Raw genomic sequence first — 20406 nt, 5'->3', positions numbered from 1 at the left:
TGCTAAATCTATCAATAAAACAGAACAGCAAAAAGCTTTAGAATCTTTGCTTTTAGATGCTATAAACAAAGGGGAATTAGATGAGAGTGCTCCTTATAGAATTGCAGATTTAGCTTGTGGTGGTGGGACTTTAAGCTATCATCTATCTAGCTTTTTTCCTAATGCGAGTTTTGTGCTTTTGGATTATAATGAAGATGGATTAGAATTAGCAAAAGAGATAAATGCTGAATCTAAAGATAGAATGGAATTTATACAAGGGGATTTAAGGGATTTACCTTTGCAAGATTCTAGCTTTGATTTGGTGTTTTGTTGGGGAGTGTTTTTAATATTCAATGAAAAAGCCCTGCAGCCCATTATCAACGAAGTGCATCGTATCTTAAAGCCAAAGGGCAAACTCTATGCTTCTAGTCTTTTTAATACAGAATTTGATGTGGATATAGTCTGTGATTTTAAAGACTTGACAAGAGAATCTGGCAAGGCTGGAATTTGGGGGCGATACACGACCTTTAGCCTCCCTACAATGCAAGGCATATTACAAAACTACAATGCTTTTACTATCCACCCCTTTATGCCAGAGATTGACTTCCCACGCACGACACACAGAGGCATTGCCACATATAGTGTGAAAGTGTTACAAGATTCTCATCTTATCCAAGTAGATGAAAACTTTGGCGGTGCGTTTGTAGGAGAGACAAAGAGCGATGAAAATATGAGTGCCCCCCCCGCAGGGGACTGAAGCGGAGGAGAATGATTCAAGCAAGATAACCCCAAGCGGAAGTATTTGCGAGGAAAAATCGCTGCTTTCAAGCGAACAAGCAAAGAGTTACCTAAGCGGTAATGACGCCGCTTGTGAGCGTAGAATCAGCGATTTTAACCGCAAAGACAACGCTAGGTGTAACCCCACAAGACTGCAAATATCCGCAGGTATGCTAATGAATTGGGGGATTTTAGAAGCGACAAAGTAGCTTAGGGTTAAAGGGAGGTGAAATAAAAACAAAAAATCCGTTTTCAAGCGAACAAGCAAGGAGTTACCTAAGCGGTAATGACGCCGCTTGTGAGCGTAGAATCAGCGATTTTAACCGCAAAGAAAAGCCGAAAAAAAACAAACAAACCAGCCTTCCAAGATTTGAGATGAGAAAGGTGCGTTTTGCAAATCTTGCGAATGAGATGTATTAAACATACATCGCAGCGAAGCAAGATGAAGCAATCACACCTTTATCGCTCAAAGCTGAAGGCTAAAAAGGAGATAAAATGACTTACCAAGAACAACTACTCAAAGCCATTCCGGGTGGAGCGCATACCTATTCACGCGGATACGACCAATACCCAAGCAATGCACCGCAGATTCTAAAACGCGGCAAAGGGGCGTATGTCTATGATGAAAATGAAAAGGAGTTTTTAGACTATGGTATGGCTTTGCGTGCAGTGTGTGTGGGATATGCTGATGAGCGGATAAATGCCGCTGCTATAAGGCAGATTGAAAATGGTAATAATCTCACACGCCCTTCACTCATAGAGCTACAAGCCGCCCAAACGCTTATTGCCGCCATAGATTCAGTAGATATGGTGAAATTTACCAAAAACGGCAGCACCGCCACAAGTGCGGCTGTTAAGCTCTCTCGTGCTTACACGGGCAGAACACTTATCGCACGATGTTTGGAACATCCATTTTTTAGCTATGATGATTGGTTTATTGGCAGCACTGAAGTTAAACGCGGTATCCCACAAAGCAGTCAAGATGATACGCTTATATTCCACTACAATGACATAACTTCCTTAGAAGCCCTTTTTGATAAGCATAAAGACAAGATTGCCTGTGTGATTTTAGAGCCTTCAAATTTAGAGCATCCACGGGATAATTTTTTGCAAAATGTGCGTGAGCTTTGCAGCAAAAATGGTGCAGTGATGATTCTAGATGAGATGATTACAGGCTTTAGGTGGCATATTAAAGGTGCGCAGCACTACTATGGAGTAACGCCGGATTTATGCACCTTTGGCAAGGCTATGGCAAATGGCTTTTCAGTGGCTGCAGTGGCTGGAAAAAGAGAGATTATGCAGCTAGGGAGTATTGAGTTTGCTGGGAGTGAAAGGGTATTTCTCCTCTCTACGACACACGGCGCGGAGATGTCGCCACTTGGTGCATTTGTAGAAACATACAGAATCTTAAAAGAGGAAAATATCGTTGATTATTTATGGGACTATGGGCGAAGGCTTGTTGGCGGTATTAATCAAATTGCTAAGGATTTGGGTATTGAGAAGCATTTTGTCGCCACAGGCGTGGAATGTCAGCCCTATATCCTTACCTTTGATGAAAAAGGAGAATCTAGCCTAGCATTCCGCACACTTTTCTTACAAGAAATGTTAAAACACAATGTTCTTTTTCCTTGCATTGCGATGAGTTATGCTCATAAGCAAAAGGAGCTTGATTACACATTAGAGGCAGTGGCAAAGAGCCTTGAAGTGTATAAAAAGGCATTGCAAAATGGCGTGGCAAACTACCTTGTAGGCGATGTAGTGAAGCCTGTGTTTAGAAAATATAATTAAAGGAGAAAACAATGGAAGAAAATTTTTGCTTAGAGGTTACTACAATTTGTGATGCAAACTGCATTATGTGTCCGCGAGATGAGTATCCATTCCGCTTTAAAACTATGGATTGGGAGACCTACAAACTTTGTGTTAGTCGCTTAAAAGAGCATTTTAGACAAACAGGGGGGGGCAGACCATAGGCTTTGGCGGCTATGGTGATATTTTTATGTGTAAGAAAGAGACTCTTTTGCAATATATGCAATATATCAAAGATGAAATCCCTGATTGCAAATTGCAAAGCTCATCAACTTGTAATGCTATCACAGAAGAGAAATTGCCCTTGCTAGAATATCTTGATGTTTTGCGTGTAAGTATGTATGGTATGGATAAGCAAACTTATGAGAGCGTGCATAAGGGAAGTGTGAAGTTTGAACGCGTATGGGAGAATATCCACAGAATCTTAGATTATGATAAGCGTCCCTATCTTAGCTTCAATTATGTGATTTTAAAGCAAAATAAACATCACATAGAGCAGTGGAAAGAGTATTGGGAAAAAAGGGTAGATGAGATTCAAATATGGAAGCCGCATAATTTTGGTGGATTCTACGATACGCTTGAGCTGCAGGGCTTAAAAGATAGCATAGAAATCAAAGCTTTTAGCGAGGCAAAAGACCACCCAAAGTGCAATAGAATCTATGGCAGAGATATGATTATTAGAGAAAATGGGGAGGTGAGCCTGTGCTGCTTTGACCCACATAGAAAGTTTATTATGGGGAATTTACACACACAAAGCTTAAAGCAGATACAAAATGGAGAGCCTATCAAAAATGTGCAGAGAATCTTTAAAGAAAATAAAGTGTTTTCATCAAATCTTATTTGTAAAGTGTGCGACCAAATCACAGATAGGAGTGATTCTCTTGTGTATAGCAATGCTCCCGTGGAAGTAGGGAAAACAAACAATGTCGCTAAACGCGTTAATAAAAATCAAAAGGAGTAACAAATGCAAAAGAACATAACGCAAGACAATTATCTACGCACGATGAAAGCAGATAAGAATCTAGCAAAAGATTATTACGCTAAATCTATCAATAAAACAGAACAGCAAAAAGCTTTAGAATCTTTGCTTTTAGATGCTATAAACAAAGGGGAATTAGATGAGAGTGCTCCTTATAGAATTGCAGATTTAGCTTGTGGTGGTGGGACTTTAAGCTATCATCTATCTAGCTTTTTTCCTAATGCGAGTTTTGTGCTTTTGGATTATAATGAAGATGGATTAGAATTAGCAAAAGAGATAAATGCTGAATCTAAAGATAGAATGGAATTTATACAAGGGGATTTAAGGGATTTACCTTTGCAAGATTCTAGCTTTGATTTGGTGTTTTGCTGGCAAACTTTGGGTTGGGTGGATAAAGAAAACATTAGTCGTGTTATGCAAGAGATATTAAGAATCTTAAAGCCTAAGGGGCGATTGTATGCTTCAAGTTTGTTTAACACAGAATTTGATGTGGATTTATACACAACAATCTGTGATAGAACCCGCCCTTCAAGCTATAACCAAAGCAACCCTAAAGAGCCGCTCACTAATGGCTATTACAATACTTATTGCAAACAAAGCATTGTGGATATGTGTGGAGAGGGGGTGCAATGCGTTAGGATTGTGCCATTTTATCCACAAATAGATTTTAAACGCGACTTTTCACAAAGGGGCATAGGGAGCTTTACTCTAGCTATTGATAGTGCTGAATCTAATTGCAATGCTTTTTGGCATTTAGGAGCTAAAAGAGAATCTGCTTCCACAAAAGCTAATTGCAGCGTGAAACACAACGGGAATAAAAATCAAGCGAGTGCCACCCGTGGAGCTTTAGGCGACACTTTGGGCTTTGCTCAAAGTGTTAAGAGTGAGCGGGAGCGAAGCGACAACAGCGAGAATTATATGGGGGGGGGGGCAAAACACAATCTCACACAATCTCAACACAATCCTTATCTCACACAATCCAACCCAACAAAGCATCGCTTAACCATTTCCGCAGGAATGCTGCTCAACTGGGGGATTTTAATCATTATAAAATAACACCCCTTACACAAGGGGGAGTGCTATGACCACCCTACTCCCTTTTGTATCCGCACTTATCCATAGGCAAACAGATTCACTCTTTCCGCTTGAATATAACCAAAACCTTATAGAATCTGCTGACTTGCTTATCGCAATGGAGTATTTTGCCTCTTGCTTAACGCACATATCTGGCAAATACTACGCACAACACCTCAATCAAAATGACTTCTACCATAGCGACAAATATGCTGTGTTTTTATACTATCTTGCGCACACTCTTTATAGTCATAATAAAATTGATTGTGCTACGCAAATATATTGCTTAAATAAGGCATTGCATAGCGTTGATATGTTTTATGAAGTGAAGTTACCTAAGATTTTTATGCTTACTCACCCTGTAGGGAGTGTGCTAGGCAGGGCAGAGTATAGTGATTATTTTTGTGCATATCATAATTGCGGCGTTGGCTCAAGTAAGAAAAATGGCATTACACATTATCCGTCTTTTGGGCAAGGCATACTTATGTATGGTGGAAGTAGAGTTATTGGTCAATGTAAGATAGGGGATAATGTCATCTTTGGGGCAAATGCCTTTATTATAGATACTGATGTGCCTAGCAATAGCGTTGTTGTAGGCTCTTACCCAAATCACAGAATCTTACCCAATTCACACAATGTTATAAAAGATATTTTTGGACTAGATTCCAATCCATAAGGAGGTGTCATTAAAGCTAAAACTAGAATTTTTTTAACTCAAATTTTCAAAATCTCAAAAAAACTTTAAAGGAGTAAAAATGGAGACAATTACAGGCTGTGCAATTTGCGGATTCCCTATGGAGTATCGCCCAAATCTTTATGTAGAAAATGGTATCTGCGGTGCGTGCATCAATGCAAAAGCAAAAAAAGACATTGACTTTCAAGCAAGGCAAAAGTGGCTCACTCAGCATTTGGAGCAAAGCAAACAATTAGCTGGGGGGGGGGAAGAGAACTATGATTGCGTGATTGGCGTGAGTGGTGGGAAAGATTCTCATATGATTGTCAAGCGTCTTGTGCAAAATCATAATGTTAAAAATCCCTTGCTTATCACCACTTATGATGAATCCACTCGCACACAAGCAGGAGTGCATAATCTCAATAATATCGCGGAGTTTTTTGATGCAGACCACATTATCTACCGCTACAAACCCAAAACCTGCAAACAAGAAATGAAAGAATGCTTTGAAAAATACTTAAATCCCTATATGTTGGCTGAATTGCGTTTGGGGAGCTTTGAGAGTGAAGTGGTAAAGATTGCCAAAGCATTTAAAGTAAGAGATGTGTTCTATGGCGAAGATGCAGCCTATGAATACGGCAGCACAAAGGAGCTAAATATTTTCCATAAGCAAAGCACAGATGAGCTGAAGTTTATATTTATGGGAGCAATTTATCCCTATGGCTATTTAGATTCAATGCACGAAGCTAGAAGCGTTGGATTTAAAGATTTACAGGACTTTCACGAATGGTATAGGCAAGGCTCTGTTGAGCATTTTGCACAAATTGATAGCATTGGCTATATGGTGCAATATTGGTGCAAGTTTGTCAAATTTGGCGCACAACGCACAACAGATATGGCGACAAGACTTTGTAGAGAAGGTGCAATTGAGCGAGAGCAGGCTTTGCTTTATATTAATGAAGCAGACCATATTCTTGACCCACTTGCCAAATATGACATTTGCCAAACAATGGGCATAGCTGAATCTTACTTTGACAAGATAGTAGATTCTCACGCGAATACAAAGATTGTCAAAAAAGATGCAAATGGTGTATGGAGACGCATTAAAAAAGTGGTGTAGCATATAAACATCAACCAAAATAACAATTTTCAGTATTTATGAAAATATACTAAAATAGTGTCCTTTTGATACAATAGATACAAAGGGACACAATGACACAAAATCTGCAGGAACTCATTAAAATTTACTCGCTTAATTCCCATATTGACTTTAGCACACACTTGTTGGGACAATCAAAAGACACGCTCATTGCCCTTTTAAGTGAGCTTTTAACAACTTATATTAACGATAAGAACAGCTCTACCATTAGAGAGGCTTTAAGTGTTACCTTAGCAGGCTATACACATAATCCTGAAAAATTAGGCTTTAATGGTTTTCGTCAAAACAGCTTCGGCAAACCTATAAACTGCGAAGCAAAACCTAAAAATATTCGCTCTAATGAAAACAAAAAACTAAATGGTGGTGGAAACTTTACTGATTACACTTGGGCAAGATTCTACAAAGACAAGCAAGAACATTTAAATATGCTTATCAGTGGATTTGTAGATGGGAAACTGCTTTATCTCTTTGAATTTTCTTTTAATGACACTCATTTTTTAAAACATTTAGAACTACAACTTAATAAAAAATTTCCAAATGGAGATGTAAAAGGACTTTATCTACGAAGTGCATCGTTTAGCTTTGCTCATTACAAAGATGCAGATATTCATACCATTTATGTTTGTCCGCAATTAGAAGAGTATGAGAAATTTTTAGAAAAAAACTTATTCGCTTTTTTAAAGGCAAATCAATGTTAATTTGCGGAGATACTTTAAGCGAGCTTCAAAAGCTAGAAAATGATAGCATAGATATGGGCGTAACCTCGCCGCCTTACAATAAGCAAGAGAATAAAAGAGGCTGGCTTGTTAAGAATGTTTTATACGATAATACTTGTGATAAGCTTGATGAAAAAGCATACCAAGAAAATCAAATCGCCGTGCTAAATGAACTCTATAGAATCACAAAAGATGGGGGAAGCTTTTTTTATAACCACAAAATCCGATGGGAAAAGGGCAAATTACTCCATCCATTGCAATGGATTTCTCAAACAAAGTGGAATCTAAGGCAGGAAATTATTTGGGATAGGGGCATTGCAGGGAATATTCGCGGCTGGAGATTCTGGCAGGTAGAAGAAAGGATTTATTGGCTTATTAAGCCAAAGGGTAAAAATCTCATTGGAGAAGAACTACAAAGTCGCCACGCACTTTTAAGCTCCATTTGGAGAATCCGACCAGAGAGTAATAACGCCCACCCCGCCCCATTTCCACTCGCATTGCCCTTGCGGTGCATTTTTTCAATTTTAAATGAAAATGGTGGCGTTGTGATTGATCCATATTGTGGCAGTGGGACAACAGGCATTGCCGCAAAGATACTCAACTGCGATTTTATAGGCATTGATAATGCTAAAACTTATCTCACTCTTGCGGAGAGTAGAATCACAAATTATCAGCATTTTTTGAAAGAAGCGCAATTGGAGCTAAATCTACACGAAGTCAAAGAAACTTTTAGCGAGAAAAAAGCAAAAGGTAAGAGCAAGAATAGGTTTGCTTTAAGGGGGCAGGGGGTGCTTTTGTGATTAAAAGTTTGCTATTTTTTGGCTATTCTTTGGTATTCTAACGCTTTAAAAATTACTATAAAGTGAGATTTATGGCAGATTCTAGGCTTTTTTATGCGGTTACGCTTTTATCTTGTATCAGTGTGGTGATGTCATATTCACTTGCAGCATATATCACAAGTCATAATGGCTATACGCATTTTCATTTTTTTATAAGACAACTTATAGCCGTTATTTTTGGCATTTTGCTTATGTGGCTGCTTTCAAAGCTTGATGTTGAGGCTCATTTTAAACGCATAGGCGTTGGCATTTTTCTTATCTCCATTATTCTTATGGTGGGTATGCACTTCCTCCCTCAAAGCTTTGTAAGCTCTGCTGGTGGGGCAAAGCGATGGATTAGACTTTCTTTCATCTCGCTTGCACCTTCGGAGCTTTTTAAGATTGGGTTTGTGTATTTTTTGGCGTGGAGCTTTTCTCGTAAATTTGTCAGCAATGTGCGACTTTCCATTAAAGATGAGATTAGAATCTTTATCCCCTATTTACTTCTATTTATCGCAGCTGTGGTGCTTATTGCGGTGCTACAAAATGATTTAGGGCAGGTTATTCTCCTAGCACTCACACTAGGGGTGATGCTCCTTTTTGCTGGAGGAAGCTTAAGGCTGCTAGGTATTATCTTTCTAGGCACGATAAGCACGGCTTTTCTAGCCATCATCACAAGCCCACATAGAATCTTGCGTGTCAAGTCGTGGTGGGCAAGCGCACAAGATTCTGTTTTGGCATTGCTCCCTCAAGGCTGGGCGGAAAATCTGCGCGTGAGCGGATTACCTGAACCATATCAAATCTACCACGCAACAAATGCTATGTCAAATGGCGGGTTTTTTGGCTCTGGCTTGGGGGAAGGCTCTATCAAGCTTGGATTTTTAAGCGATGTGCATACGGATATTATTCTAGCAGGCATCACAGAAGAGCTTGGCTTCCTTGGGCTTTTTGGGGTTATAGTGCTTTTTGCCTATATTTTGCTTTTGCTCTTTCGCATTGCTAATCGTACTCAAAACAAAATGCACTATCTTTTTTGCATTGGCGTTGGGCTACTCATTGGCTTTTCGCTCATTATTAATGCGTTTGGAATCTCCGGAATCACGCCTGTAAAAGGCATAGCCGTGCCATTTTTAAGCTATGGTGGCAGCTCTTTAATTGCCAATTGCATTGCCATTGGCTTGGTGCTATCCATCTCAAAATCCCAACCTCAAACTCAAATCTCATCATAAGGAGTAAATATGAATCTTAAAAGCATACTTTGGTTAGCTTTTAGCCTTTCGCTCATTGTCCTAGGTATCGTGTGTATCGCAAATCCAAATGATACGATGATTGTCCTTGCCTATCTTGTAGGCTTTATTATGTTATTTAGCGGATTAGGAAGCCTTGTGTATTTTTTTCAAACGCGTTTTATGATGATACTTATAGACGGGCTATTATCTTGTGTATTTGGCTTAGTGTTGCTTTTTGGTGGAGAAGAAATAGCACAAAGTTTTATCCCACTTCTTATCGCCTTGTGGCTTATTTTGAAAGGAATCTTGTGGCTTATCCACGCGTGGAGAATCTCAAAAATCTCAAATCTCGCTAGTGGCGTGATGATTATGGGTGGGCTATATGTGCTGCTTGGCATACTTTTTGTTGTGTTTCCCGAAGTGCTTGCCACACTCATTAGCCTTATCCTTGGTATTACGCTTATCATCAGTGGCAGTATTGGCTTATTTTTTGGAACACTTTAAGAAAAATGCCATAGACACTTTTAAAAAAGCTATTTTACTGCTAGAATGCCGAAACAAACTCTCACAATAAAGGATTAATGATGTTATCTTCTGTTAAGTCAAAAATCAAAAGAATAATACAGGAAAGGGAGTATTCACTTGAGCAACCAAATCTCGTGCCGAGTAAATATCCACTTGTAATGTCCCAAATTGAAAAAGCATATATGCAAAATCTCTTTGAATGCTGTGGGGGGGGGGGATTATCTTGAATTTGGCTCTGGTGGCTCAACTTTTTTGGCACTTCTACACTCACAAATGAAAATTACAAGTATTGAATCTAGCCTAGAATGGATCACATATCTTCGTAAGTGGCATCTTATTACTCACGCCCTTGAAGAAAAACGCTTAAACTTTCACCACATAGATATTGGGCGAGTTGGAGCGTGGGGAACGCCATTAGATATAGACAGGAAGGAATCTTTCCCAAACTATTCCTCGCAAATATTTCAAAGCAAAAATGACTTCAATATTGTTTTTATAGATGGGCGTTTTAGGGTTGCTTGTGCTTTAGCGACTCTTCTTTATTGCAATCCAAACACCAAGATTCTAATCCACGATTTTAACAATCGCCCACAATATCATAAGATTATAGAATTTTTAGACTTTACTGACACTTGCGACTCTTTGGCAGAATTTAAACCAAAGAGCAAAATTGATAGAACAAAATTACTTGCAACCTATGAAGCTTTCAAATACAATTATGAATAATAATGCCTATGAAATCATACTCATAGGCACACGCACAATAAAAAATGTCAAATGCCTTATTACAAACACAATCACTTTTTGCCCTATCACACATACTTTAGAGGGCATTGATAGCTTTATTTTCACTTCACGCTATGCTATACAATCCCTATTAGAATCTGCCTCGCCCCTATCGCCGCACTACAATCCACATCTTACCAAATGGAGAGAGATTCCAAGCTTTGTGATAAGCCCAAAAAGTGCGGAGCTTCTCTATAAACATAATGCGAGAGTAGAGTTTGTCGGTCAAAAAGCTCACGGAAAAGAATTTGCCAAAGAGATTATCCCTTTGCTTAAAAATCACTCTCCACTCTATTTTCGTGCCAAAGAGATAATCTCACATCTCAATACCACGCTCAAAAATGCCAAAATCCCACTTCAAGAAGCCATAGCCTATGTTAATACGCCTCTTATCCTAGAGCAGAATCTTAAGCCAAAGCCACAGAGTGTGCTGATTTTCACCGCACCAAGTGCATACAAAAGCTTTGTATCAAGCTTTGGCTGGGAAGATGAGTATATCGCTATTGCCATTGGCAAAAGCACCCTTTCATATTTTGATTCTACAACTAATGCCCACATTAGCCCAAAGCCCAGCATTCCACACGCCATTGAGCTTGCCAAATCCATAGCCTTAGAGCTTAATACTCAAAATACAGCAAAGTAGAATCTAGGCTTAAAGTCTATTTAACTTTGATTGCTACAATCCCATTAAATCTTAAATTTTGGAGAATTACTTATGAAAAAACAACTTCTTAGTGCGCTTTTTTTAAGCCTAGCTATCGCATCTTTACAAGCTAAGACTTACGCTACCATTGATGGCAAACCAGTAGTTACGGATAAGGATTTAGAAATTTTGAAGCAAAGTATCCCTAACTTCAATTATGCTAAACTTTCTGATCAAGAAAAAGAGGGGGTTATCCAAGAGCTTGTTAATCGTCAGCTCATTCTTAAGGCTGCCAAGACCGAAAAGCTTGATACTTCTAAAGAATACACCGAAGCCATTAACAACATCAAAGACCAGCTTCTTATTGACCTATGGACAAAAAAGCAAGTGAGTCAGATTCAAATGCCAAGTATGAATGATGCACAAATTAAAGAAATTTACAAAAACAATGAGGGTATGTTTATTAACCAAGAAATGCGTGCAAGACATATTTTGGTAAAAACTGAATCTGAAGCAAAAGATATTATTAAAGAGCTTGATAAAGCAGGTAAAAAAGCTGAATCTAAATTTATTGAACTTGCAAATGCCAAAACCATTGACCCAGCTTCAAAGCAAGCTAAAAATGGTGGGGATTTAGGGACATTCCAACGCAATGTTATGCACCCAGACTTTGCTAATGCTGCTTCAAATCTTAAACCCGGCACATATACGCAAGAGCCTGTGCAAACGCCATTTGGCTATCACGTGATTTATCTCATCAAAAAAAGTGAGCCAAAAGTCATTCCTTATAATGAAGCCAAAAAAATCATTGAAGAGCAAATCAAAATGCAAAACGCACAGGGCGGTATGATACAAAAGATTCAGGCTTTGCGTGAAAAAGCAAAGATTCAAATCACAAAATAAGTTTTAATCATACAAGGAGAAAATATGCTTGTTTCAGGGATTGAGATTCTAAACAAAGCCCATAAAGAGGGCTATGGTGTTGGGGCATTTAACTTTGTGAATTTTGAAATGCTAAATGCTATCTTTATGGCAGCAAATGAGGCAAAATCCCCCATCATTGTCCAAGCCAGTGAAGGGGCTATCAAGTATATGGGGATTGATATGGCAGTAGGTTTAGTAAAGATTCTATCCTCTCGCTACCCGCATATCCCTGTGGCATTGCACCTAGATCACGGCACAAGCTTTGAATCTTGCAAAAAAGCAGTGGATGCAGGATTTACTTCCGTGATGATTGATGCCTCTCACCACCCTTTTAAAGAAAACTTAGAAATGACAAAAGAAGTGGTAGCATACGCCCATAGCAAGGGGGTGAGCGTGGAAGCGGAGCTTGGGCGACTTATGGGGATTGAGGATAATATTTCCGTTGATGAAAAAGATGCGGTGCTTATTAATCCTGATGAAGCAGAAGAGTTTGTCAAAGCCACACAGGTGGATTATCTAGCCCCTGCCATTGGCACAAGCCACGGGGCATTTAAGTTTAAGGGTGAGCCAAAGCTTGACTTTGAGCGTCTCCAAGAAGTCAAAGCCCGCACAAATATTCCGCTTGTTTTGCACGGTGCAAGTGCGATACCAGATTATGTGAGAGAAGCTTTCCTAGCCACAGGTGGGGATTTGAAGGGCAGCAAAGGTGTGCCGTTTGCATTTTTACAAGAAGCAGTCAAAGGCGGGATTAATAAGGTAAATATCGACACAGACTTGCGTATTGCCTTTATCGCTGAAGTGCGAAGTGTGGCAAATAGCGATAACACACAATTTGACTTACGCAAATTCTTCACTCCAGCAATGGAATTTGTTACCAAACTTATGGTGGAGAGAATGGGTGTGCTAGGCAGTGCTGGAAAAATATAAGGGAAGAAAAATCAGCTATTAAACAAACCCCTTATCTATAATATAGAATCTTTGTAAGATTCTATATTCTTTGCTTCAACTCTCATTTTCACTTTATTATTAAATATTCTTTTAATCTTTAAATTTATCCCCCTAAACGCCAAATCTTAATTGCAAATACCACACACAAATGCTATAATACGCGACTTTTTACACTACTTGAAAGGATTTAAACAATGGCAATTGGAATGAGCGAACTCAAAAAAGGACTAAAAATTGAAATTGATGGGATTCCATACAGAATCACAGAGTATCAACACGTAAAACCGGGTAAGGGTGCGGCGTTTGTCCGTGCTAAAATTAAGTCATTTCTTGATGGCAAAGTGATTGAAAAGACCTTCCACGCGGGTGATAAATGCGAAGAGCCGAATTTACAAGAAAAGACAATGCAGTTTCTCTACCACGATGGCAGCTCTTTTCAGTTTATGGACACAACTACCTATGAGCAAATCGCACTGAATGAAGATCAAGTAGGTGAAGTGGCAAAATGGATGCTTGATGGGCTAAATGTGCAGATTCTATTCCATAATGATAAGGCGATTTCCGTTGATGTGCCACTTGTTGTGGAGCTAACAATCACAGAAACCGCACCAAACTTCAAAGGCGATACAAGTAGCGGAGGTAAAAAACCAGCCACACTCGAAACGGGGGCTGTTGTGCATGTGCCTTTCCATGTGTTGGAGGGCGAAAAAATTAAGGTCAATACCGAAACAGGTGAGTATTTAGAAAAAGTTAAATAAGTCCCTGCAAATTTGATATTCCTAAAACAATCTCTTAAATACACTTCACATTTTTTAATTCTCAAGCCTGGATTTTGAGCTATTGCTTCACACAATAAGCACTTCATCTCGCCAAAGGACGAGCCTCCACAAGTGCGGGTGTAAAGAAAAATAGCTCACTTGTATCAATCAAAAAATCAAAATCAAGCGAACAAGGCTGTATGCCAAAACGCCGCTCAATAGGCACATTTGGATTTTCAAACGCACTCAAACATTCATTGGCTTCTAGCACTAGAGAGCGTATCTGCACCGCCCCACTGCTTGTGGGAATGATCGAAAATATACTCTCAAATGCCTTTGATTGTATATCACCCCTGCAAGACTTGTAATGCAAAAAACCATCCTCACCAATAGATAGACATCTATCCTGATTACGCGGATCAACAAACTGCACATAGCCAAAGCCCCAACTTTTAGCCAAAGGATCTTTACCTTTAATAAACTTAGGATTAAGCCCAAAATCACGCAAAAACCAATTTTGCGTATTAAAATCGCCCTTCCTATCAATATTTAATGCAATGCCATTTCGCACATTGCGTATTTGAAAACGCCGTGTAACATTCTCAAAATCATCTCTTCTTCCGCCACTATTAAAGCTAAAACCAGACACACCCTCTTCAGCGACACTCTCCATACTCCCTACACTCATCACGCCAAGCATCAATACAACATAACATAGCTTTTTCATCACATATCCTTTTTTGTATATTTTTTAATTTGGTGGGAATCTTCTAAAATTCACAGGAAAATGATCCGACACGAGCTGTGTGCGGAAATTTGCCAACATCAAAACAGCTGCAATAAGCGGTTCTCTAAAGCCGCTTCCAGAGTTCCCTATCACTGCATAATCAAGTATGCCTCCGCTTCTTTGTGTGGCTATATTTGGAGCAACTATCGCCGTCCTTACTCGCGTCTCCAAATTAAGCTCAAGCCGCAAGCTTGCAGGGCTACGATTAAAATCCCCCAAAATCATCCAATTAATATCTGATCGTCCCCTAAAATGATTAAATACGGAATTTACAATCGCAGGTGCATCTCTTCCGCCATTAGCCAAAGCGTGGATTGAGAAAAACACATCATTACCTATGCGGATTCCAATAATGGGACGAGAAACCGTTGTGGGTGGTGGCAGAACAATCACATCATCCGCCATTCGCCTAGAAACAATAGCAAGATTCACGCGATTTGCTCCAACATCAACCGGAGAATAATAAATATACACCATATCCGGACGAGAGCGAGAGCCTAAATCCCAAGTATATTCAGCAATAGGAATACCCTGTGGCGTTTGAAAAGTCCTTTGAGTGGGCGTTGCCGTTTGTGGCAAAGACCCCGCCTCTTGCAGGGCAAGTATATCAGCTGCATTTTCTCCACTTATGAGCTGCCGCACACTCACACTCCATTTGCTTTCAGATGTTGCCGAAGAGCCTTGAAGATTCCAAGAAGCAGTCTTAAAATCATCAATCGCACCAAATGCTACACCAACAACACAAAGCCAAGCACATATTGCTTTTATCATTTTTTCTATTGTTATTGTTTTTACGCCCATTTTTGCTACCTCCATTATTTTTACTGCCATTATTTTCATTTATCAATATCCCGCCTATACAAAGGACGCACTAAAAAAGTCGGTGGGGCAACATACCACTGCTGATCTAAATTGCTTCCTGTCGCACATTTGGTTAAAAAGATACTTGTTACCCTATGGAAATCGCCGAAAATATTGCCTATGGGTGCTTGCACACATTGATTCAAGCCTACATTTTTAAGCTGAAAAGATTCATTAGACATAGGAATGAGTTTGAATCTTTGGTAGCGATTTTTTGTATTACACGCCATATGGATAAGCCCATTTTTATAGCCATTGAGACAAGTTCGTGTCTCGTTATTTTCAATCATCACTTCATCATTATCAAAGAATCTAAGTCGCCACACGCGTGCACCACCAAAGCTTATACTATCAATAAGTGTATAGCCCCATATCCAATTCCCCTGTGCCAAAGCCCACACGGTCAAAGCCGCACCACCGGGCGACATCAATACTATCCAATCTCCATTTTGCGGTGGAATAGGCGGTGCATTTACTCCACTACTCCCAACTAGTGGTGGGTGCTTGATAGGCAACACGGCATTGCGTGAGCTTTTCCCCACCATCTCTTCGGTGATTTGTGTTCTCACTCTTGTATTAAAGCGTTTATTTTGATCTTCAGGCACAACTATGGGTCCAACAACAAGTGTAGGTGTGCTTTGCTTTGCTGGTGGCTTGGGCTTTGAGCCTATTTTCAACGGATCAGAATCTGTAGGATGCCCTATCACACCAGCAGTTGGATTTACATCACTCATCTTTGTGCCACACGCACTAAATATCAACGCCCCACAAACCAAAAGGGCTAAACTTTTTATCTTTTTCATTTGAAACCTTTTTTAAAATCTCTGTATCAGCCAAGTCATTATATGACTTCTATCATTTCTTTGATTACGCGCAAGCGGACTTGCCTTACCATCGACAGAATATCCCGCCTTTGTCATATCATTAAAATACTCAATCTTTACACGCATACTTAGCTCCTTATAAAGCCTTTGATTCAAAGTCAATGCAAGGCTATCTTCATTACTCCTTGGGCTTTGTGTGTGCCGCCCTAGAATCTGCCAAGCAAAATCGCCATAATCTCCACCAACATAGCCAATGCTTGTCATTGCGTTGCGTCCTATCATATCGCTTAAAGACGCGCCTTTATCATATGCACTTCCTATCCAAATATCAAACCCATTAAATGGATCGCCATATGAGCCTATCCACGCATTTGCATTGCCCCAATTTTTATAGAGCATTATCCCCGCAAAATGCTTGTAAAAATTTACCTGCTCCCTAATAAAAAGCGTTTGTGTGTATTTCTCAAGCTTATCGCCAAAGAGCGTATCTACACCCGCTAACGCAGCTCCACCGCTCATTCCTTTGGGATTCTCTTCATTTATAGGGAATAGCCCAATAGCCACAAACTCATTTGAGAGCTGTTCTCCCAGAGCCTCATTCCACGCAAACTTCACACCCGGTGCTACAAAGCGATCTTGCGAACCATAAGCATAGAGCGAAAGTTTTACAGAATCCGAGCCAAGATCCAACCCACCAGCATACACACCCTTACCAGCTACACTAAAACGCGTATAGTCCCAAAACCAATTGCTATACGCCATAGCCCTGCTATCGGAGTAAAAACCCCAAAGCTTGAATAAGTCATTTTTGATATACAGCTCACCGCCTTGATTCCACGCACCAAACCAGTCCAGCCCACTACTCTCATATCGCCCAGCCTTAAAGCCAAAATACTCCCCCTCATAGCCAACAAACGCATTATGTAAAATATACTGCTTAGCTTCCATTGCCTTATCGCCTTTGTAGCCAAACCACGCGCCAATATAGCCATTTCCTAAAGATTCTCCACCTTGCGAAAAAGTGCTATCATACACCAAAGCATTAATCGCACCGCCCAAAGCCGCACTTAGCCCATTTTGTGCTTTGACATCAAGCTCCATCGCCCCAAATAAAGATGCATAGCTATCTGTGGGATTTTTCTGTGCGGCTTGATTATATGCTCCATTATTAAAGCCAAATTTACCAAAAGTCTCCGCACTCCCTCCAAGCTTGTATTCCACACCAAAGGCACTTAGCCCAACAAAACAGCAAGTGCCAATGAGAAACCTTTTCAATTTATTTGTCCTCCTTATGTTAAAAAAAAGTAAAATTTGCGTCGCATTATATAAAAAATATTTTTAAAAATACAAAAGATTCTCACTAAATTCAAATAGAATCTTAAATTTTTAGCAATCTAGCAAAGATTCTATGAAATATAGAAAAACTTATCACTTATTTTATAAATAAACTTGACATTAAATGACTAAACTTATATAATGCAGTTCATATAAAACATAAAGGAGTTTGCTATGAATTTATTTGATAAACTAACTAACCAACTCAAAGAATCTATTGATAGTGCAGCTTCACTTGCGCTTCATTCACAAAATCAAGAAATTGCTCCATCGCATTTGTATTGGGCGTTGCTGAGCAATCATCAAAGTGTGCTTAATCAAGCATTAAACAAAATGAATGTTGATAAATCTGCCATTACGCTACAAGCCCAAAGTCAAGTCAATAACTTGCCAAAAAGCTCTCAAGTCTCAAAGGAAAACCTAAGTATTAGCAAGGAGCTTTCAAACGCACTCAATCTTGCTCAAGGTGAGGCGACAAAAAATAATGATAGCTTCATTGCGGTGGATATGTTTTTAATCGCCAACCTTAAAGAGCGAGATTTTGTAAATATTTTTCAACCATTTATGGATATTACCGAGCTTAAAAAGACGCTCCTTGCACTAAGAGGGGAGAGCAAAATAGAATCTCAAAGTGGCGATGACAATCTAGAATCTTTAAGCAAATTTGGTATTGATCTTACACAAAAGGCATTAGAAAATACGCTTGATCCTGTGATTGGACGCGATGATGAGATTAATGCAATGATGCAAATTCTCATACGCAAAAGTAAAAATAATCCTATTCTACTAGGCGAACCCGGCGTTGGGAAAACCGCTGTTGTAGAGGGCTTGGCTCAAAGAATTATCGCAAAATCCGTGCCTTTGAGTTTGCAAAATAAAAGGCTCATCGCCCTTGATATGAGTGCATTAATCGCTGGGGCAAAGTATAGAGGGGAGTTTGAGGAGCGATTGAAAAATGTCGTTAATGAAGTCAAAAAAGCAGGCAATGTGATTTTGTTTATTGATGAGATTCACACAATCGTAGGAGCTGGAGCAAGTGAGGGCAGTATGGACGCGGCAAATATCCTAAAACCCGCCCTTGCACGCGGAGAGTTGCACACAATTGGTGCAACCACACTCAAAGAGTATCGCAAATATTTTGAAAAAGATGCCGCACTCACACGCCGATTCCAGCCAATCAGCGTAAATGAGCCAAGTATCAATGAGGCATTGCAGATTCTGCGTGGGATTAAGCCAAACCTTGAATCTCACCATAATGTCAATATTACAGATTCAGCCCTTATTGCCGCAGCAAAGCTTTCCGCACGATATATCACGGATAGATTTTTGCCTGATAAAGCCATTGATTTGATTGATGAGGCAGCTGCTGAACTTAAAATGCAAATAGAATCCGAGCCATTGGAGCTTAGTAAAGTCAAAAAGCAAATTGCTAATTTGGAGGTGGAAAAACAAGCGCTCAATATGGAAAACATAGATTCAAACAAAGCAAGAATTATAGAGATTGACAAAGAGCTAGAAAATCTCAAAGAGGAGAGAATCTCACTCAATGGTCGCTTTGAGCAGGAAAAAAATGTCTTCACACAAATTGCAAATATCAAAGCTAGTCTTGATAGCCTAAGACGAGAATCTGAAAATGCTAAAAGAAGTGGAGATTATAGCAAAGCAGCTGAAATTGACTATGGCAAGATTCCACAAACCCTAAGCAAAGAAACCGAACTGCAAGAACAATGGGAACAAATGCAAAAAAATGGCACTTTGCTTAAAAATGCCGTAACGCAGGAAAGTATCGCGAGTGTGGTGAGCCGCTGGAGTGGCATACCTATCAAAAAAATGCTCCAAAGTCAAAAAGAGCGGATTTTAGATATAGAATCTGAGCTTAAAAAAAGCGTGGTGGGGCAAGAATCTGCAATTAAAGCTATTGCTAGGGCGATTAAACGCAATAAAGCTGGGCTAAGCGATACTACGCGTCCTATTGGAAGTTTTTTATTTTTGGGACCAACGGGAGTTGGTAAAACACAATGTGCCAAGACTTTGGCAGAATTTTTATTTGACAATGCCAAATCACTTGTTAGAATTGATATGAGTGAATATATGGAAAAACACGCTGTAAGCCGACTCGTAGGTGCGCCTCCGGGATATGTCGGCTATGAAGAAGGTGGAGTGCTAACTGAAGCCATAAGAGCTAAACCTTATAGTATTGTGCTATTTGATGAAGTAGAGAAAGCTCACCCTGATGTGTTTAATATCTTACTGCAAGTGCTTGATGATGGGCGATTGACCGATAATAAAGGGGTGATTGTTGATTTTAGCAATACTATTATTATTTTGACAAGCAATATCGCAAGCGATAAGATTCTAGAGATACAAGATAAAGAACAGAAGCAAAATGCTGTCAAAGAAGCGTTGAAAATGTATTTTAAACCTGAATTTTTAAATCGCCTTGATGATGTTGTTATTTTTAATCCTCTAGAAATGGAGCAAATCACGCAAATTGTGGATATTATGTTTCAATCTCTTGCTAAAAAGGCTAAGGAAAAAGGCATAGATATTACTCTAACTAAAGAAGCTAAGGAGCATATTGCAAAAGTTGGCTTTGATAGCGTGTATGGAGCGCGTCCGCTAAAAAGGGCGTTATATGAGCAGGTGGAGGATAAACTCGCTGATTTAATCCTGCGTGATGAAGTGAGCGAAGGAGGAAGTGTGCTTTTCACACTAGATGGAGATTCTATCCACGCGCAAGTGGAGAGACAAACAGAAAGCAAGTAAGGCTACAATACTAGAATCTTTAAAGATTTTAGTATGACA

At 39.5% G+C, this 20406-nt stretch carries 23 protein-coding genes; 19 read left to right on the top strand and 4 right to left on the bottom strand.

The genetic code is table 11. The features are described 5' to 3' along the window. The 18 genes from EBF12_RS06145 to efp form a co-directional block, all read left to right on the top strand. Positions 1 to 736 (top strand): class I SAM-dependent methyltransferase (locus EBF12_RS06145; protein ID WP_244196415.1); only part of this gene is annotated, 736 nt, incomplete at its 5' end. Then, positions 714 to 965, top strand: a complete 252-nt coding sequence (locus EBF12_RS11830) for a hypothetical protein (protein ID WP_244196414.1) — start codon at positions 714 to 716, stop codon at positions 963 to 965. The genes EBF12_RS06145 and EBF12_RS11830, both read left to right, overlap by 23 nt. A gap of 286 nt (positions 966 to 1251) precedes the next feature. Beyond that, entirely contained in the window at positions 1252 to 2544 is a 1293-nt protein-coding gene (locus EBF12_RS06140; protein WP_121726862.1) for a glutamate-1-semialdehyde 2,1-aminomutase, read from the top strand. Between the two features lie 11 nt (positions 2545 to 2555). Then, entirely contained in the window at positions 2556 to 2726 is a 171-nt protein-coding gene (locus tag EBF12_RS11275; RefSeq protein WP_165815620.1) for a hypothetical protein, read from the top strand. A 26-nt stretch (positions 2727 to 2752) separates the two neighbouring features. After that, positions 2753 to 3523 carry an SPASM domain-containing protein gene (locus EBF12_RS06135; RefSeq protein WP_121726861.1) on the top strand — a complete coding sequence of 257 codons (771 nt, stop codon included), beginning with the start codon at positions 2753 to 2755 and terminating at the stop codon, positions 3521 to 3523. A 3-nt stretch (positions 3524 to 3526) separates the two neighbouring features. Then, the gene (locus EBF12_RS06130; RefSeq protein WP_121726860.1) at positions 3527 to 4597 is read left to right on the top strand and encodes a class I SAM-dependent methyltransferase; all 1071 of its coding nucleotides are present in this window, start codon (positions 3527 to 3529) and stop codon (positions 4595 to 4597) included. A gap of 25 nt (positions 4598 to 4622) precedes the next feature. Next, the gene (locus EBF12_RS11825; RefSeq protein ID WP_244196413.1) at positions 4623 to 5291 is read left to right on the top strand and encodes an LbetaH domain-containing protein; all 669 of its coding nucleotides are present in this window, start codon (positions 4623 to 4625) and stop codon (positions 5289 to 5291) included. Positions 5292 to 5370: 79 nt separating this feature from the next. Next, positions 5371 to 6408 (top strand): adenine nucleotide alpha hydrolase family protein, encoded by a 1038-nt coding sequence (locus EBF12_RS06120; protein WP_244196412.1) that lies wholly within the window; start codon positions 5371 to 5373, stop codon positions 6406 to 6408. Positions 6409 to 6500: 92 nt separating this feature from the next. Continuing rightward, positions 6501 to 7145, top strand: a complete 645-nt coding sequence (locus EBF12_RS06115; RefSeq protein WP_121726859.1) for a hypothetical protein — start codon at positions 6501 to 6503, stop codon at positions 7143 to 7145. After that, positions 7139 to 7963, top strand: a complete 825-nt coding sequence (locus tag EBF12_RS06110; RefSeq protein WP_121726858.1) for a DNA-methyltransferase — start codon at positions 7139 to 7141, stop codon at positions 7961 to 7963. Before EBF12_RS06115 ends, EBF12_RS06110 begins: the two co-directional genes overlap by 7 nt. A gap of 71 nt (positions 7964 to 8034) precedes the next feature. Beyond that, positions 8035 to 9210 (top strand): FtsW/RodA/SpoVE family cell cycle protein, encoded by a 1176-nt coding sequence (locus EBF12_RS06105; protein ID WP_121726857.1) that lies wholly within the window; start codon positions 8035 to 8037, stop codon positions 9208 to 9210. Between the two features lie 9 nt (positions 9211 to 9219). Then, positions 9220 to 9714 carry an HdeD family acid-resistance protein gene (locus tag EBF12_RS06100; protein WP_244196411.1) on the top strand — a complete coding sequence of 165 codons (495 nt, stop codon included), beginning with the start codon at positions 9220 to 9222 and terminating at the stop codon, positions 9712 to 9714. Positions 9715 to 9794: 80 nt separating this feature from the next. Next, positions 9795 to 9962: a hypothetical protein gene (locus tag EBF12_RS11270; protein ID WP_167444793.1), complete on the top strand. Its 168-nt coding sequence runs from the start codon at positions 9795 to 9797 to the stop codon at positions 9960 to 9962. Continuing rightward, positions 9904 to 10461, top strand: coding sequence for a hypothetical protein (locus tag EBF12_RS06095; protein WP_244196410.1), 558 nt, complete (start codon positions 9904 to 9906; stop codon positions 10459 to 10461). The genes EBF12_RS11270 and EBF12_RS06095 overlap by 59 nt, the downstream gene beginning before the upstream one ends. Next, positions 10406 to 11164 (top strand): uroporphyrinogen-III synthase, encoded by a 759-nt coding sequence (locus tag EBF12_RS06090; RefSeq protein WP_244196409.1) that lies wholly within the window; start codon positions 10406 to 10408, stop codon positions 11162 to 11164. Before EBF12_RS06095 ends, EBF12_RS06090 begins: the two co-directional genes overlap by 56 nt. A gap of 72 nt (positions 11165 to 11236) precedes the next feature. Further along, a complete protein-coding gene (locus EBF12_RS06085; RefSeq protein WP_121726855.1) occupies positions 11237 to 12067 on the top strand; it encodes a peptidylprolyl isomerase in 831 nt (276 codons plus the stop codon). Between the two features lie 24 nt (positions 12068 to 12091). Then, entirely contained in the window at positions 12092 to 13015 is a 924-nt protein-coding gene (locus tag EBF12_RS06080) for a class II fructose-bisphosphate aldolase (RefSeq protein ID WP_121726854.1), read from the top strand. A gap of 215 nt (positions 13016 to 13230) precedes the next feature. Further along, complete coding sequence (gene efp / locus EBF12_RS06075) at positions 13231 to 13794, top strand: elongation factor P (RefSeq protein WP_121726853.1); 564 nt, start codon at positions 13231 to 13233, stop codon at positions 13792 to 13794. A gap of 103 nt (positions 13795 to 13897) precedes the next feature. On the opposite strand, the gene EBF12_RS06070 is transcribed toward efp, so the two are convergent. The 4 genes from EBF12_RS06070 to EBF12_RS06055 all read right to left on the bottom strand — a co-directional run bounded on the left by EBF12_RS06070 (position 13898) and on the right by EBF12_RS06055 (position 17541). Beyond that, a complete protein-coding gene (locus EBF12_RS06070) occupies positions 13898 to 14521 on the bottom strand; it encodes an RICIN domain-containing protein (protein WP_014666912.1) in 624 nt (207 codons plus the stop codon). A 24-nt stretch (positions 14522 to 14545) separates the two neighbouring features. Continuing rightward, on the bottom strand, positions 14546 to 15352 hold the full coding sequence (locus tag EBF12_RS06065; protein ID WP_121726875.1) for a cytolethal distending toxin subunit B family protein: 807 nt from the start codon (positions 15350 to 15352) through the stop codon (positions 14546 to 14548). Positions 15353 to 15417: 65 nt separating this feature from the next. Next, positions 15418 to 16245, bottom strand: a complete 828-nt coding sequence (locus tag EBF12_RS06060; protein WP_121726852.1) for an RICIN domain-containing protein — start codon at positions 16243 to 16245, stop codon at positions 15418 to 15420. Positions 16246 to 16257: 12 nt separating this feature from the next. Beyond that, a complete protein-coding gene (locus tag EBF12_RS06055) occupies positions 16258 to 17541 on the bottom strand; it encodes an outer membrane family protein (protein ID WP_121726851.1) in 1284 nt (427 codons plus the stop codon). A 234-nt stretch (positions 17542 to 17775) separates the two neighbouring features. On the opposite strand from EBF12_RS06055, the gene EBF12_RS06050 reads away from it, so the two are divergent. Beyond that, positions 17776 to 20367, top strand: coding sequence for an ATP-dependent Clp protease ATP-binding subunit (locus tag EBF12_RS06050; protein WP_121726850.1), 2592 nt, complete (start codon positions 17776 to 17778; stop codon positions 20365 to 20367). Positions 20368 to 20406: the final 39 nt, after the last annotated feature.

The organism is Helicobacter labetoulli (genome assembly GCF_003670275.1).
Classification (GTDB): domain Bacteria; phylum Campylobacterota; class Campylobacteria; order Campylobacterales; family Helicobacteraceae; genus Helicobacter_C; species Helicobacter_C labetoulli.
This window is presented reverse-complemented; position numbering and strand designations above follow the sequence as displayed.